General features: G+C 70.0%; 10 protein-coding genes. 4 read left to right on the forward strand and 6 right to left on the reverse strand.

Annotated elements, in window-relative coordinates; translation table 11 throughout:
• Nucleotides 1-231: 231 nt before the first annotated feature.
• The 3 genes from eboE to FGD71_RS29090 all read right to left on the reverse strand — a co-directional run bounded on the left by eboE (nucleotide 232) and on the right by FGD71_RS29090 (nucleotide 3,146).
• Entirely contained in the window at nucleotides 232-1,389 is a 1,158-nt protein-coding gene (gene eboE, locus FGD71_RS29080; RefSeq protein ID WP_119103517.1) for a metabolite traffic protein EboE, read from the reverse strand.
• A 7-nt stretch (nucleotides 1,390-1,396) separates the two neighbouring features.
• A complete protein-coding gene (locus FGD71_RS49160) occupies nucleotides 1,397-1,696 on the reverse strand; it encodes a hypothetical protein (protein WP_240436826.1) in 300 nt (99 codons plus the stop codon).
• Between the two features lie 238 nt (nucleotides 1,697-1,934).
• The gene (locus FGD71_RS29090; protein WP_119103518.1) at nucleotides 1,935-3,146 is read right to left on the reverse strand and encodes an MBL fold metallo-hydrolase; all 1,212 of its coding nucleotides are present in this window, start codon (nucleotides 3,144-3,146) and stop codon (nucleotides 1,935-1,937) included.
• Nucleotides 3,147-3,354: 208 nt separating this feature from the next.
• On the opposite strand from FGD71_RS29090, the gene FGD71_RS29095 reads away from it, so the two are divergent.
• On the forward strand, nucleotides 3,355-4,545 hold the full coding sequence (locus tag FGD71_RS29095; RefSeq protein WP_119103519.1) for a Glu/Leu/Phe/Val dehydrogenase dimerization domain-containing protein: 1,191 nt from the start codon (nucleotides 3,355-3,357) through the stop codon (nucleotides 4,543-4,545).
• A 98-nt stretch (nucleotides 4,546-4,643) separates the two neighbouring features.
• The gene (locus FGD71_RS29100) at nucleotides 4,644-5,267 is read left to right on the forward strand and encodes a TetR/AcrR family transcriptional regulator (protein WP_181359301.1); all 624 of its coding nucleotides are present in this window, start codon (nucleotides 4,644-4,646) and stop codon (nucleotides 5,265-5,267) included.
• A gap of 352 nt (nucleotides 5,268-5,619) precedes the next feature.
• Here FGD71_RS29100 and FGD71_RS49745 read toward each other — a convergent pair whose 3' ends face one another.
• Nucleotides 5,620-9,492 carry an nSTAND1 domain-containing NTPase gene (locus FGD71_RS49745; RefSeq protein WP_119103520.1) on the reverse strand — a complete coding sequence of 1,291 codons (3,873 nt, stop codon included), beginning with the start codon at nucleotides 9,490-9,492 and terminating at the stop codon, nucleotides 5,620-5,622.
• Nucleotides 9,493-9,829: 337 nt separating this feature from the next.
• Between FGD71_RS49745 and FGD71_RS29110 the strand changes: the two genes are divergently transcribed.
• The gene (locus FGD71_RS29110) at nucleotides 9,830-10,237 is read left to right on the forward strand and encodes a hypothetical protein (protein WP_140935966.1); all 408 of its coding nucleotides are present in this window, start codon (nucleotides 9,830-9,832) and stop codon (nucleotides 10,235-10,237) included.
• Nucleotides 10,238-10,362: 125 nt separating this feature from the next.
• Nucleotides 10,363-11,202, forward strand: coding sequence for a hypothetical protein (locus FGD71_RS29115; protein ID WP_140935967.1), 840 nt, complete (start codon nucleotides 10,363-10,365; stop codon nucleotides 11,200-11,202).
• An 854-nt stretch (nucleotides 11,203-12,056) separates the two neighbouring features.
• On the opposite strand, the gene FGD71_RS29120 is transcribed toward FGD71_RS29115, so the two are convergent.
• Both FGD71_RS29120 and FGD71_RS29125 read right to left on the reverse strand, forming a co-directional pair.
• Nucleotides 12,057-12,842 carry an SGNH/GDSL hydrolase family protein gene (locus tag FGD71_RS29120; protein WP_119103523.1) on the reverse strand — a complete coding sequence of 262 codons (786 nt, stop codon included), beginning with the start codon at nucleotides 12,840-12,842 and terminating at the stop codon, nucleotides 12,057-12,059.
• Nucleotides 12,843-12,964: 122 nt separating this feature from the next.
• Nucleotides 12,965-13,690 (reverse strand): DUF6250 domain-containing protein, encoded by a 726-nt coding sequence (locus FGD71_RS29125; RefSeq protein ID WP_119103524.1) that lies wholly within the window; start codon nucleotides 13,688-13,690, stop codon nucleotides 12,965-12,967.
• Nucleotides 13,691-13,726: the final 36 nt, after the last annotated feature.

Genomic DNA, 13,726 nt, shown 5'->3' on the forward strand with positions numbered 1-13,726 from the left:
GAGGGCCGAGGGGCAGTTCACCCCTCGGCCCTCGCCGACCGCCCGCTCCGGGTCCGTCAGCACCCTGCCGGGACGGTTTCCCGCTCCACGACGCACTCCGCCCTGTCCCTCGGGCGGTCACCCGCCGTGTTGTCCTCAGCTGTCCGTCAGTCCCGTCCCGGCACGATGCGGCGAGCATCGCGGTCGGGCGACGCGCCCTCGGGCATCCCATCCGGGGAAACCCGCCCCCGTCTAGGAACGGTCCTCCTTCAGGCCCAGTTCGGTGAACCGGTCACGGACCCAGGCGAGTTCGGCGGCGATTGCGCGGGCGAGATCGGCGGGCGGCTCGGGGAGCACGGACCAGGTGTAGGTCTCGACCTCGATGTGGTCACAGTCGGCCGAGAGCGGTTCGAGCAGTCCGGCGAGGACGCGGGCGAGATGGCCGGCCGTCGTACGCAGGGGCGGTGCGGCTTCGGCGTGCAGCGGGGCGTGGAAGTGGACGCGCCACGAGCCGGTGTCGGCGGGCAGTCTGCCGTCCAGGGCGTCCGGAAGATCGTCGACTCCGTGGACGCCGTCGGCGGTCGCCGTACGGGTCTGGTGCAGGAACCGGGGTTCGGCGAGCCGTCGCAACGCCGCGCGGGCGGCGGGGTCAGCGGGGTCGAGGGCCTCGACGGCGCAGGATGCCTGGAGTTTGACCACGGGCAGCCCGGCGTCCGCGAGCCGCCGCAGCGCCGCGGCGGGGTGCTCGAACTGCACGGCGAGGTGGCAGGCGTCGAGGCAGACGCCGAGCCGGTCCGGATCGAGGCCGCCCAGCTCCCGCACCGCCTGGCTGGTGGTTTCGACGGCGCAGCCCGGTTCCGGTTCGAAGCCCACCCGGACGCGGCGGCCGGTCCACGCCTCGAGCCCGGCGAGTCCCACGGCCAGCCGGTCCAGAGCACGGCGGGCGGCCTCGGCACGCTCACCGGGCCAGGGCCAACGCCAGGCCAACGGCAGCGTGGAGATACTGCCGCGCTCGGCGTCGTCGGGAAGGAGATCAGCGAGCACGCGGGCGCAGTCGAGGGTGTACTGCAGTCGGCCCTCGTCCGCCCAGTCGGGGACGTACGCGTCCTTCTTGACGACCTCCTGGTGGAATCCGGCGTACGGGAAGGCGTTGAGGGTGACCGTCTCCAGGCCGCGGGCCCGCAGTTCGGTCTTCAGGCGTGTGAGCGAACCCGCGTCGGCGACGAGTTCGGTGACGACGCCCCGGGCCAGCCACAGGCCGATGCCGAGCCGGTCGACCTCGAGCCGCTCCCGTACGGGTTCGGCGTAGCGGGCGAGTTGATCGATGACAGCGTCCAGGTTCTCCGCCGGATGGACGTTGCTGCAGTAGCCGAGGTGGACGGTGGAGCCGTCGGGATGCATGAAGCGCATGGGCCGCTCACGCTCCCCCGCGCCGTGCGGAGTTGCCCTGGAAGGTGGACGTCTCGTCGGGCTTGACCTCGTCGAGCGCGGGATCCAGCTCCAGGCGGTCGCTCCGCCCGTGGCCGGCGAAGAGGCAGGCGGACGATCCGGTGACTCCGAGTGTGCGGACGCCCAACGGGCGTTCGGCGGCGGCTGCTCCCGCGATCACGTCACCGGGGACACTCAGCGCGGCCGGTGCCCGAACGAGGAGGGCAGGGTCGGCGAGGTGCACGGCAGACCGGGATCCGAAGCGGAGAGCCGCTTTCCGATCTTTCATGACCGCACTTTACTCACGGTGCTTGAACTCTCAGTCAGCTACTGTCAGGTAGGACGAGTGACAAAGACGACACTGATTTCCACTTTCTGGAACGGTCAACCAGGAGTAGACAGTGGGAATTTGAGCAGGGGTTCCGCGCGGCGTTCCGTAACTCCCGTACGCCCGCTCACGGTTGCTGCCGCAGCCATTCATCTCCCCCGCGAACTGGCCGCGTTGTGCGAGTCAGGCGATGTCGCCCTCAGCCCGCCGGAACAGCCTCGGGCTCTCCGGTGCCCTCCGCCGTGTCCCCGACCGAAGTCCTGACCGTCGCCGTCGCCTCGTCCGCCGGCCACCCGCCCTTCGGCGTGAGAGCCACGCCGCGCCACCAAGGCTCGGACGGAACCGTCTCGGCGGTCGGCTCGAAGGGCTCACCGGGGCGCGGCAGCGCGATCCGTGCGCCGGCCGAGCGGGCGGCGGTGATGGTCCCCTCGCCCGGCTCGGACCAGGGGTGCGCCGCGAGATTGAAGGTCGCCCAGTGGATCGGCAGCATCACGCCGCTGGGCCGCCCGCCCTGGAGGTCCAGGTGGGCCCGCATGCCCTCGTCGGGCGTCATGTGGATGTCCGGCCAGTATTCGCTGTACGCGCCGATCTGGATCATCGTGGCGTCGAAGGGGCCGTGCTCGGCGCCGATGTCGCGGAAGCCGGGGAAGTAGCCCGTGTCGCCGCTGTGGTAGATCCGGTGTTCGTCGCCCGCCACGGCCCAGGAGGCCCACAGCGTGTGCTGGGTGTTGCGCAGGCCACGGCCGCAGAAGTGGCGTGCGGGCGTGGCCGTCAGGGAGAGTCCGCCGACCTTCGTCGACTCGTTCCAGTCCAGCTCGCGCAGCCGGTCCGCCGAGACGCCCCAGTGCTCCAGGTGGGCGCCGACGCCGAGCGGCACCGCGAACACCGTGTCCGTGCCGGCCAGGGCCTTGATCGTGGGCAGGTCCAGGTGGTCGTAGTGATCGTGCGAGATGACGACCACGTCGACCGGGCCGAGCGCGGCCAGCGGCAGGGGCACCGGATGCAGCCGCTTGGGCCCGGCGAAGCTGAGCGGTGAGCACCGCTCGCCCCAGACGGGATCGAAGAGCACACGGTGACCGTCGATCTCCGCGAGCACACTGGAGTGCCCCATCCAGGTCAGACGCACACCATGGGCCGGGGGCTTGGCGAGGTCGGCCAGCGTCGTGGCGTGCACCGGCACCGTGCCGGACGGGGCTCGCCGGGCACGCTCCTCCTTGCGGAAGAAGACCTTCGCGAACTCGAGCATCGAGCCGGAGGACGGGCTCCGGGGAGCCTCGGGATTCCGGAAGACTCCGTCCACGAAGTTCGGCGATCTGCGGATGCGCTCCATGCGCTCACCGGCGGGATCCGCGCCGAAGGCGGCGGGCTGCAGCGCGCGGAGCCCGGAGCTCAGGGCACGGAAACCGGTCACGGTACCTCCAGGTGGAGTCGTCTGGCTTTCCATTATGGGCTCCGCCACCGACAGCGCCGGGTCGGGCGCATGACAGCGCGATGCACAACAGACCTTACTGAATATCCGTTCAGCAACGTTGACAGTTCCACGACCCGCTTCCCACACTGACTCACTGTTCAGTAATCGCGTGATCAGCCAGTCGCGTCAGCCTTCCCGAGGAGACCTCATGCCGGCCCCCGACAGCAGCCCTCTGATGTCGCTGACCTGGACCGATCATGTCACCGGCCGCCAGGGACACCTCGTCGTCGACCGGCTCGTCCGCGGTGTCTCCAGCGGCGGGCTGCGGATGCGGGACGGCTGCACGCTGAACGAGGTCGCGGGACTCGCCCGCGGCATGACCATGAAGGAAGCCCTGCACTACAACCCCGAGGGCCGCTACGTTCCGCTGGGCGGCGCCAAGGGCGGCATCGACTGCGATCCCCGGGCCCCCGAGGCGTACGACCTCCTGGTGCGCTACCTGCGCGCCATGCGCCCGTACATCGAAACCCTCTGGACCACCGGCGAAGACCTCGGCCTCACCCAGGACGTCGTCGACCGGGCCGCCGCCGAGGCGGGACTCGTCTCCTCCGTGCAGGCCGTGTACCCGCTGCTCGACGACGAGCCGACGGCGCGGCGGCGGCTGGCGGACGCGTTCGCGGTCGAGGTGGATGGCATCGGTCTCGACGAACTGGTCGGCGGCTGCGGCGTCGCCGAATCCGTCCTCGCCTCCCTGGACCGGGCCGGGCAGCCGTACACGGAGACAAGGGCGGCCATCCAGGGGCTGGGCACCATGGGCGGGGCCACCGCACGGTTCCTCGCGCGCGCGGGGCTCTCGATCGTGGCCGTCGCCGATGTGAAGGGCACGATCGGCAACCCCGAGGGACTCGACATCGAGGCGCTGCTCGCCGCCCGCGACGCCTACGGAACCGTCGACCGCACGGCGCTGCGTCCGGCCGACCGCGAACTGCCCGGTGACGCCTGGCTGTCCGCCGATGCCGAGGTGCTGGTGCCGGCGGCCGTCTCGTACGCCATCGACACCGCCAACGAGGCGCGGGTCACGGCGCGTTGGATCGTCGAGGCCGCGAACATGCCCGTACTGCCGGAGGCGGAGGAACGGCTCGCCGCGCGTGGGGTCACCGTCCTGCCGGATGTCGTCGTCAACTCCGGGACCAACGCCTGGTGGTGGTGGACGCTGTTCGGGGACATCGGGGCCGACGCGGACGAGGCGTTCACGTATACACGCCGCTCGATGCGGGACCTGATCGACCGGATGCTGGCCCGCGCGGAGGCCGACGGGACGACACCGCGGGCTGCCGCGCACGCCATCGTCGCGGACCGGCTGCCCGTGATCTCCGAGCGGTTCGGCTGGTATCGGTGACGCTGACTGGACCAGGAGTCAGCAACGGCGCGCTACGGCAACAGCGGGCTCCGGCACCGGCGCGCCCCGGAGGCGAACCGAGCCTTAAAGTAGGCAGCGTGGCGAGGGTGCGGTTGAGCGTGGCGGAGCGGCGTGAGGAACTGCTGCGGGCCGCCATCGAGCAGATCGAAGCACGGGGCGTGACATCCGTGCGGATCGCCGACGTGGCGACCGCGCTCGGGGTGAGCAACGCGCTGGTGCTGTACCACTTCTCGACGAAGGAGAAGCTGGTCGCCGCCGCGTTCGGATACGCGGCCGAGGGAGATCTCGCCCATCTGCGCAAGCTGCTCGGCCGCCGCACGACGGCGCTGCGCCGGCTGCGGGCGGCCGTCCGCTGGTACGCACCGACGGGTCAGGCCAAGGGCTGGCGCCTGTGGATCGAGGGCTGGGCCGCGGCCCTGCGCGAGCCGGCGCTGCGGGACGTCACGCGTGACCTCGACAGCCAGTGGAAGGCCGCGATCGCCGAGGTCATCGCGGAGGGCGTGGCCGCGGGCGAGTTCCGCTGCCCGGATCCCATGGGCACGGCGCTGCGCCTCACCGCGCTCCTCGACGGTCTCGCGGTCCAGATGACGGCGTACCAGGGCGCGGTGTCCCGGACCCGTACACAGGAGTGGGTGGACGAGGCACTCGCCCGCGAACTCGGCCTGGAGCGCGAGGCGTTGACGGCCCCGGGCCGCCGGTGAGCCTCACCGGCGGGCGTCACCACCGCCGGATCCCACAGGAGGGTACGTCTTCCGCAGGCGCCTTCACATCGCGCCGGCGCCTGGCACGAGGAGATCACTGTCCCACCCGGCATGGACAACCTGACGCCGGAACTAAAGGCCCTGGACCACTTCCTCGACCAAGTACCGTGACCTGCGCCAGGCAACTGGGAGGCTCGGTCTCCTGCCCCGCACCCCTCAGCTGCCCTGAGAGCCTGTGTCTGAGCCTGGCATGCCAATAACGATCGGCCGATCACGGGCTCACTTTGGGACGTGGCACATGCCGGTAGCCAGGGTGTGGCCGTCCGGGCTGTGGTCATCTGCCAGCGGCTGATCAGCAGGTCCGTCGGTAGGGGATGTCGCGGATGTGCGTGCGCCATTCGTCCGGGGTCAGGCCTGCCCCGGCGCGGTCGCATGCCAGGGTGGCTGCCTGGCCTGTGGTGATGTCGTATGTCTGCAGCGGTACGTGCTCGCCTGCCGCGTAGAGGGTTTTGCTGTCGGGGCTGAATGCCAGGGACAGGAGGGCTGTGCCTGGGGTGGGGAGGGCGGAGCCGATGGGGCGGCTGGAGTCGGTGTCCCACAGCCGCAGTGTGCCGTCATCGCCGGCGGCGGCCAGGGTGCGTCCGTCCGGGGAGAATGCCAGTTCCGACACCTGCCTGGGCGGGCCGTCACTGACCGCCCGCCTGGGCGGGCCGTCACGGACCGGAGACGCGGGAAGGATGCCGAGGGGCTCGTGGGCGTCGCCGTCCCACACGGTTACCTGACCGGATTCGTCGCCTGCTGCGAGGTACGTGCCGTCCGGGCTGAATGCCAGTGCCGTCGTCGTGCCGGAGGTGAGTGCGCGGCGTGTGATCCGGCCGGACCGCAGGTCGAGGAACTGGCCGTGGTCGGTTGCCAGGATGCGTCCGCCGGGTTTCACCGCCAGGGTTTCACCGCCGATGCCGTGGATTTCGCGGGTCTTGTTCCCGCTGCGCAGGTTCCAGAATTCGAGCCGTTCGTCCTCTGGTATTCGGGAGGTCACCAGCGACGTTTCTTCTGGGTGGAAGGTGAGGCCGTTGACGGCCATTGCGGGAAGGCTGGGGTTGTCGGGGTCGGTTCCGGTCACCGTCAGTGACTTGGTGATGCGGTGGCCCGGAACATCCCACAGGGACAGCCTCTCCGGCGGGACGGACTGGGTCGGGTGGCTGACGCCGTAGGCGAGGACGCGTCCATCGGAGCGGAAGGCCATGTGCACGGGGCAGGGCAGGGGACTTTGCCGCCCTTCGGGGGGAATGGGGCAGGCGGCCGACGGCAGGCTGGCCATGTGGTTGCCGTTACGGCCGTCGTGCAACTGGATCTGCGCCCGACCGGTATCGGTGTCCTGGTGGGCGATGGCGAGTGTGCTGCCGTCCGGGCTGAAGGAGGCCGATGCGGCGGGCCGGCTCTGCCAGCGGGAGTCGACGACGCCGTCGAGGGAGAGGGAGCGCACCACGGTCTGGGACCCTCCGGCGAAATAGCGGATGCGGCGCTCTTTCATGTCCAGCCTGAGTTCACTGACTGTCTCGTCGGAGTGCGGATACCGGAAGACAGGTGCTGCGGGCGCATCGGTCCGCCACAACAGGACCTCGTCGGGGTCCGTGGCGGCCATGAACCTGCCGTCCGGGCTGAACTCGAGATCTTCCAGTCCCTCGTGCTGGAGCTTGGGGAGTTCCCGGCCCGAAGCGATTTCCCAGCTGCGGATTCCTGCTGGGCCGCGCAGGACCACATGTCGGCTGTCGGGGGTGAACTGGAAGTCTTCCTCGGAGCAGTTGGCGGCGGTCGTCTTGGGGGCCCACTTGGACGGCAGTTTGCGACGCCGGGGGATGTCCCAGATCTGCAGGCGGGTGCCGGGCAGGCACAGCGCCATCAGACGGTCGTCCGCGCTCACCTGAGCATCGGGGAATGGGTAGTTTTTTACCCAGCGCTGTTGGTGCAGCCGCCGCATGGCCCAGTCCGAGACATCGTATGGTTCCCCGGGGCCGAGCTGGGGCAGGACGCTGTCCATGCGGCGCTCCAGTAGCACGCGCCGGGTCTGCATGTCCCGGATTTGGATTGCCGCCTGGGATCCTCGGGTGTTGTACAGGACGAGGGTGCGGCCGCTCGGACTGATCTCGGCTCCGTCGGCGGCCGGCAGACGCTGCGCCTCGATACGGCCGGCCCGCATGTCCCAGATCCTCACCTTGCCGTCGCGGTTCAGCAGAGTGAGTCTTCGCAGGTCGGGGCTCATCACGCCGGCGTGGGCAAGGTTGCCGCTCAGCCCGGGTAACGAAGCGGTCCGCTGATGGGTGCGCACGTCCCACGTCACGGCCTGCTTCGCTCCGGCGCTGACCAGGGTGCGGCCGTCGCCGCTGAGGTAGCGCACGACGGCCGGATCGGTATCTGGGTCGGTGAAAGCGTCCTGCTCCTGCTGCACCGCGGCGCTCATCAGCGCCGAGCGGCTCTCGGGGAGGTCGGCCAGAGTCCAGGAAGCGATGCTCAGCCGCATCGCGGTGACCGGGTCCGTCGCCCGCAGGCTCTCGGCCAGAGCCGCGATCCTGCGGGCCTCGGCCTGCAACCGCTCCCGCTTCTCGGACTCGCTCTGCTGCCACGCGATCGCGCCCGCGACAAAGGCGAGCGCCATCATGAGGGACAAGCCCACTCTCAACCGGCGCAGGCGTCGGCTGGTACGGGCCGCAGCGCGTTGTTCCTGTTCGCGCGCGGCGAGGCTGGTGGTGAGGAAGGCGTGCTCCAGGCGGGTCAGGTCTCCGGGAGGCGCGTCGCCGAAGTGTTCCTGGCTGGTGGCCAGGCGGCTGCCCCGGTACAGGGCGCCCGCATCGTGGCCCAGTTCCTCCCAGGCGCGTGCCGCCTCGGTCAGTTTCCGGTGGGCGCGCAGGCGGTCACGGTCTTCTTCGATCCACCCGCGCAGCCGCGGCCACGCGCTCAGCAGAGCCTCGTGGGCGATCTCGACGCTGGTGTCATCCAGGGTGAGCAGGCGCGCCCGGGCGAGGGCTTCCAACACCTGGCCGGTCTCCTGCTGGCCGGCGCCTTGCAGTTCTCCCCTTTCGGCGGGTCGGCGGGTGTCGGGGGTACCGTCGCCGGGGGCGACCAGGCGCAGCAGCACCCGGCGGGCCGCGGCCGCCTGGCCTTCAGTGAATGTGTCGTACAGGTCCTCGGCGGTCTTGGCGATCGCCCCGTCCAGGCCCCCGGCGGCCTCGTAGCCGGTCAGGGTCATGGTCTTGCCACGGCGGCGGCGCCAGGTCTCCAGCAGCACGTGCGAGAGCAGCGGCAGCCCGCCAGGCGCGTCGGCGACCTCGTCGACGAGGCGAACGGTCAGGGCGCGTTCCACGATCAGCCCGTGCGCCTGGGCCGGTTTGACGATCACCGCGCGCAGCGCGTCGGCACCCATGGGCCCCACCGGCACGGTGGACTCCCGTATGGCTGCGGCCAGTTCAGGATGGGTTAGGCAGTGGGCGTAGAAGTCGGCGCGTACCCCGAGGACGACGCGCAGCCGGCTTGCGGGCTCTGCGGCGGCGAGCAGGCGGGCAAGGAAGTCGGCCCGCTCTGCGGTGTCGTGGCAGAGGGTGAAGACCTCCTCGAACTGGTCCACGACCAGCCAGGTGTCCTGCTCGCCCGGGGCTGGTGAGCACACTGTGCCGTGGGTGCGCAGCGGATGCTCGCCCGGGGTGAGGATCCGCACCGCCGCCGGCCGGTGCGGTCCGTCGAGGCTGCGCAGGCGGGGAATCAGCCCCGCCCGCAGCAGGGATGACTTGCCGCTGCCGGACGGCCCGAAGACCGCGACCACGCGGTGCTCCGCCACCGTGCGGGCCAGCGCATCGGTCATCTCGTCCCGGCCGAAGAACAGCTCCGCATCGCCCACGTCGAAACGGGCCAGGCCACGGTAGGGGGAAGGGACGGTCTCGTCCGCCACCAGGTCGGCCGCCCGGGCCTGCTCCGTGACCGCCTCGCGCCAGCGCCGCTCCCACTCCTGCTCATCGCCGCCGCACACTCGCACATAGGCCAAGACCACCGGCAGGGAGGGCAGTTGCTCTCCTGCGGCCGCTCTCGACAGGGTGGTTACCGAGACCTCCACCTGCCGGGCCATCTGGCGGTAGGTGATGCCGCCTGCTTCCTGACGCAGCTTGCGCAACTCGAACGCAAAACGCTGCACCGGCCCCAGCCCCGGATCGAGGTCCGTCTCCGGACGCCCCATATCGCTTCCTTCCCCGTGCCGTCCGCGTGAGCAGCAGCGGCGTCTCATCCCAACACGCGCGCCACCGCCGTGAAAGGCGCCATCTCGCCAACCCGGGCTTGTGACCTGCTTTGTTTCACGCCCGGGACACGGCTGTGCAACAACCCGGACCCCGGTGAACTCGATCCAGGACGCCCCCAACGGCCGCCCTGGCCCGCGGGCCGGCGTTCCCCTACTAGGCCCGTCGTTGGGGCCCAGCCTGGACTTGCAGTCGAGGAAACCAGACCGAGAAGGGTGCCGCCTCACGGTGTGTGGCGTGCAGCGATCTCGAGCAATCTGATCTGACAAGGAGATGACCATGCGCTTGCTCAATCGGGGTGTCGCGCTTGTCGGCGCGTCCGCCGCCCTGGTGCTGGGTGGCACTCTCGCCATGGCGCCGACCGCGGCCGCCGGAGAAAACAGCCCGTATGCCTACACGACAGATCCCAGCCCAACCGGTGGTAGGGCGCGCTTCATCGCTAACGGAGACATCATTCAGGCGTGCGACCTGCACACCGACAACTACTACGTCTGGGGTCAGCTCTACTACTTTGCGGGCGCGTTCATAGAGAGCGTCCGGGAGGAGACCACGGGGGACTGCGACGGCGACAGCCACGACATCGAGGAGAACCGGTTCGTCGAGGTGGAGACCTGCCTGGGCGACAGCACCGGTGCCAACGTGCGGTACTGCACCGCGCCCGCCGGCTGGACTGTCGGCATCTCGTGATCAAGTGCGCTGGGCGGCGGGTGTGGGTGCTCCGGTGGCGCCCACACGCGCTGCTTTCCCTGGCTGTCCTCGGCTGCGTTACGGGATGCACCACGGGGGGCGCGTCAGCTCCCGCGATGCCGCCGGTGGCCGGCACCCCCACTCCGGTTGCCGGGACGATTGCTCGTCTGCCGCTCGACGCCTATCTACCGGACGCGAAGCAGGAGGCCGCGCTGGGCCGCGCCCGGATGCGGCTCGCGAACGACTGCCTGCGCGGCTTCGGTCTGGCCGCGACCGGGGAAGTCCCCCTCTCGGGCTTCCAGCAGGCCCGCTGGCGCCGGGGGCAGCTGCTCGACGAGCGCCTGGCGCAGAAGCACGGCTTCCACTACACCCGCTACCCACAGCTTCCCAGCAGCCGGACGAAGACCATAGCCCCACCGCGGTCGCAGCCCAGTTCCGCGACGGTGGCGGTGCTCACCGGCCGGGTCGCCAGCTACCGCGGCAAGCCAGTACCGGCCGGCGGCTGCCGCGCCACCGCGGACGCCCGGCTGGCCGCCGGGATCACCTGGCCTGTGGGCCCCAAGGGACAGCGGCTCGGCGACTTCGGTGCGACGAACAACTTCACATTGTCCCTGCAATACCAGGCGTACGAACGGGCACTGCGCGATGATCAAGTCGTCCAGGCAGCCCGGCGCTGGAGCGCCTGTATGAAGGACCGCCACCATCTTGCCTTCGATACCCCAGGGCAGGCCGCCACCGACCGGCGGTGGGCCACCAAGACGGTGGGAACGCTGGAACGCAGGGTCGCAGTTGCCAGCGTGCGCTGCCAACTCGACGTCAACTACCTTGGTGTGCAGCAGGCGGTGCAGGCGGCGTACGAGAAGGAAGCGATCCGCGCCCACATGCACCCGCTCCAGGCGATCCAGAAGGCACTGCACAAGGGGATGGCCAACGCCAGGGCCGTGCTGGACAGTACGTCGCCCTGAGAAGCGTTGTGCTTCTTCAGCCCAGGGGTGCGCCGCGCTCCTGGGCCCAGGCGTAGAAGGGCTCACCGACGAAATGCGGCGTGCCGGGCTGTCGGCTCGAGCCGACAGCCCAGGTGATCAACGAGGACCTTCCGCAGTGCCACTGACCAGTCCCGAATGTACGGACGCACGCGGCGTATGAGGAAGGCAGTGAGCGCCGATCCATCACATCGAGCGACGGGAAGCAGAACCGTCAGAGCGCGAACGATCTATGGGCAGGTTCCTGTACCTCTGGTATCAGTCTGAACCCTCGTGACGGCTCGTCAGTATATCTGGCGGGCCGTTTCGGCTTATTGGACGGTCCCAGCTCGGCAGTCGTCGTTGCCTGCCGGTCGTACGGTGACTGCATGGGTAGGGACGGGGCACCCCGGCTGAGGCCGGTCGTGGTCGCGGACGGCGATACCGGTCCGCGGTTGTGCCGTGGGTGCGGGGGTCCGCTGATGCCGTCGGCGAAGGCGCCGGCGGTGTTCTGTTCGACCGCCTGCCGGTCGCGGCACTGGCGGCAGATGCGGAGTTCCCCGTCCCGGGGACGCCTACGAACGCCTGATGTCCCACGCCGAAGCCCACATCCAGTGGGCGTTCATCACCCTCATGTCCCGTCGTCCGGCCCGGCAGCTCCGCCGCACCGAGGCGGTCCCGGACACCCTCGCGACAGCCGCCTGAAGATCCCTCCACTGCCGTTCGGCTGCACGCCCATGCGACGCCCGCCCGAACGGCAAACCGAGGTATCACCATGCCTCATGGCCCTGGGACCTGCAGAAAGGAGATGTGACACAGCTTCTGAGGCCGGGCCCAACTCCCCCTGCCCCTGCCCCTCACACCACCGACTCGATCCGCATCTTGATGTCGTACGGCGACAGGTTGCCCTTCGCCACCACACGGTCGCCGGAGGACTCTCCCCGAAGCCGTCGCCCGATCCACGGCACCAGGTACTCGCGCGCCCAGTGGATGTCGTCGCGCCGCACCTCGAGGGTGCCGCGCGGCGGCAGAGGCGGCCAGGGCTGGTCGGGATCGGCGGGCACTTCCAGGCCGAGGACCTGTCCGGCGCGGAGCGCGACACGCGTGTGGCCCTCCGGCGACAGGTGCAGCCGGTCGTTGTCCCAGGCCCGCCGGTCCTGGATGGTCTTGAGCGACCACAGGTCGAGCACGGGACAGCCGTACCGGTCGGCGATCGCCCGCACATGCAGGTTGTACGTGGCGATCTTGCCGCGCAGATGCTTGAGCACCGGTACGCCACGGGTGTCGAAGCCGGTGGTCACGAGCACCCTGCCGACGGCCGACGTGAGTTCCGCGACGGCCCGTTCGAAGCGCTCGGCGACCTCGTCGGGGTCGCTGCCCGGCCGGATGATGTCGTTGCCGCCCCCGCAGAAGGAGACGAGGTCCGGGGCGAGTTCCTTGGCCTGGGGCAACTGGTCCTCGACGATCTGGTCGAGCAGTTTCCCCCGCACGGCCAGGTTCGTGTACCCGAAGTCGCCCTCGGGCCGCCGGTCGGCGAGGAGCACCGCGAACCGGTCGGCCCATCCCACGAACGCCCCATCGGGGCCCGGATCGCCCACGCCTTCGGTGAAGCTGTCCCCCACCGCCACGTACGACCCGATCACTGATCTGCTGTCATTCTTCGAATCGTCTGCCACATCGGGCCATGATTCACCTTTCGGTGTGACCTACGCGACCGTAATAAGGGGTTGACGGGCGGTGAGATAAGCCACGCGTCAAGTGTTGGTCAACTCGGAATACACAGCTCCCACACCCGGAAGTCCGTGATCCGGAAATGACTCCACACGGTCCGGAACGCGAAGTGCCCGCTCGTGTACGGCTCCGGGTCGAGGTAGTCGAAGACGAGCCGCCCGTTGTTCCACCACTGGACCGTCGAGCCGTTCGACACGATCCGCACGTGGTGGGGCTCGTTCGCCACCAGCAACGGCTCCGTGTAGTCGCGGATCAGCGGACGGACGCCCGCGTCGCCCACATAACGGCGCAGCCGCGTGGTCGTGTTGTAGTTCGCTCCATAGCCGGAGTAGTACGTCTTGAGGTAGTCGTACTCGTCGAGCGCGCCGCGGCGCTCGGTGGCGAAGATGTCGTCCGGGGAGCGGACGTCGACGGCGTTCCAGAAGTTGTTGAGGTCTGACACCCGGTCGTTGACGCCCGCGGCGGAGACCGGCGTGGCGGTGTACTCGAGGACGTACGGCCGCCGCCCCTCGATCGGCCGCCTGAACCAGATGGTCGCGCCGCTGGGTACGTCGATCTCCAGGACCCCGCGGGACGCCGTGACGTTGCCGCCGTCCTGCAGCTCGGTGACCCACTGGCCAAGGCCGTGCCGGAAGTCGTCGCGGGCGATGAGCCGTCCTCGGCGGTGGCGGACCGTCGCGCTCGCGCTCTGCGCGGGGACGAGGGCGGCCGCGAGGGCGGTACCGGCCACCAGGGTCCCGAAGGCTCTGCGGGTCGTCATCGGACTCCTTCTGTACGACGGGTCATGGCGATCACG

Origin of the sequence: Streptomyces sporangiiformans (assembly GCF_005768555.2) — a bacterium.
GTDB lineage: Bacteria > Actinomycetota > Actinomycetes > Streptomycetales > Streptomycetaceae > Streptomyces > Streptomyces sporangiiformans.

Coding starts and splice junctions, on each gene's coding strand:
- eboE (WP_119103517.1), bottom strand. CDS start 1,389: ATGCGCTTCATGCATCCCGACGGCTCCACCGTCCACCTCGGCTACTGC.
- FGD71_RS29095 (WP_119103519.1), top strand. CDS start 3,355: ATGCCGGCCCCCGACAGCAGCCCTCTGATGTCGCTGACCTGGACCGAT.
- FGD71_RS29110 (WP_140935966.1), top strand. CDS start 9,830: ATGCGCTTGCTCAATCGGGGTGTCGCGCTTGTCGGCGCGTCCGCCGCC.
- FGD71_RS29125 (WP_119103524.1), bottom strand. CDS start 13,690: ATGACGACCCGCAGAGCCTTCGGGACCCTGGTGGCCGGTACCGCCCTC.
- FGD71_RS49160 (WP_240436826.1), bottom strand. CDS start 1,696: ATGAAAGATCGGAAAGCGGCTCTCCGCTTCGGATCCCGGTCTGCCGTG.
- FGD71_RS49745 (WP_119103520.1), bottom strand. CDS start 9,492: ATGGGGCGTCCGGAGACGGACCTCGATCCGGGGCTGGGGCCGGTGCAG.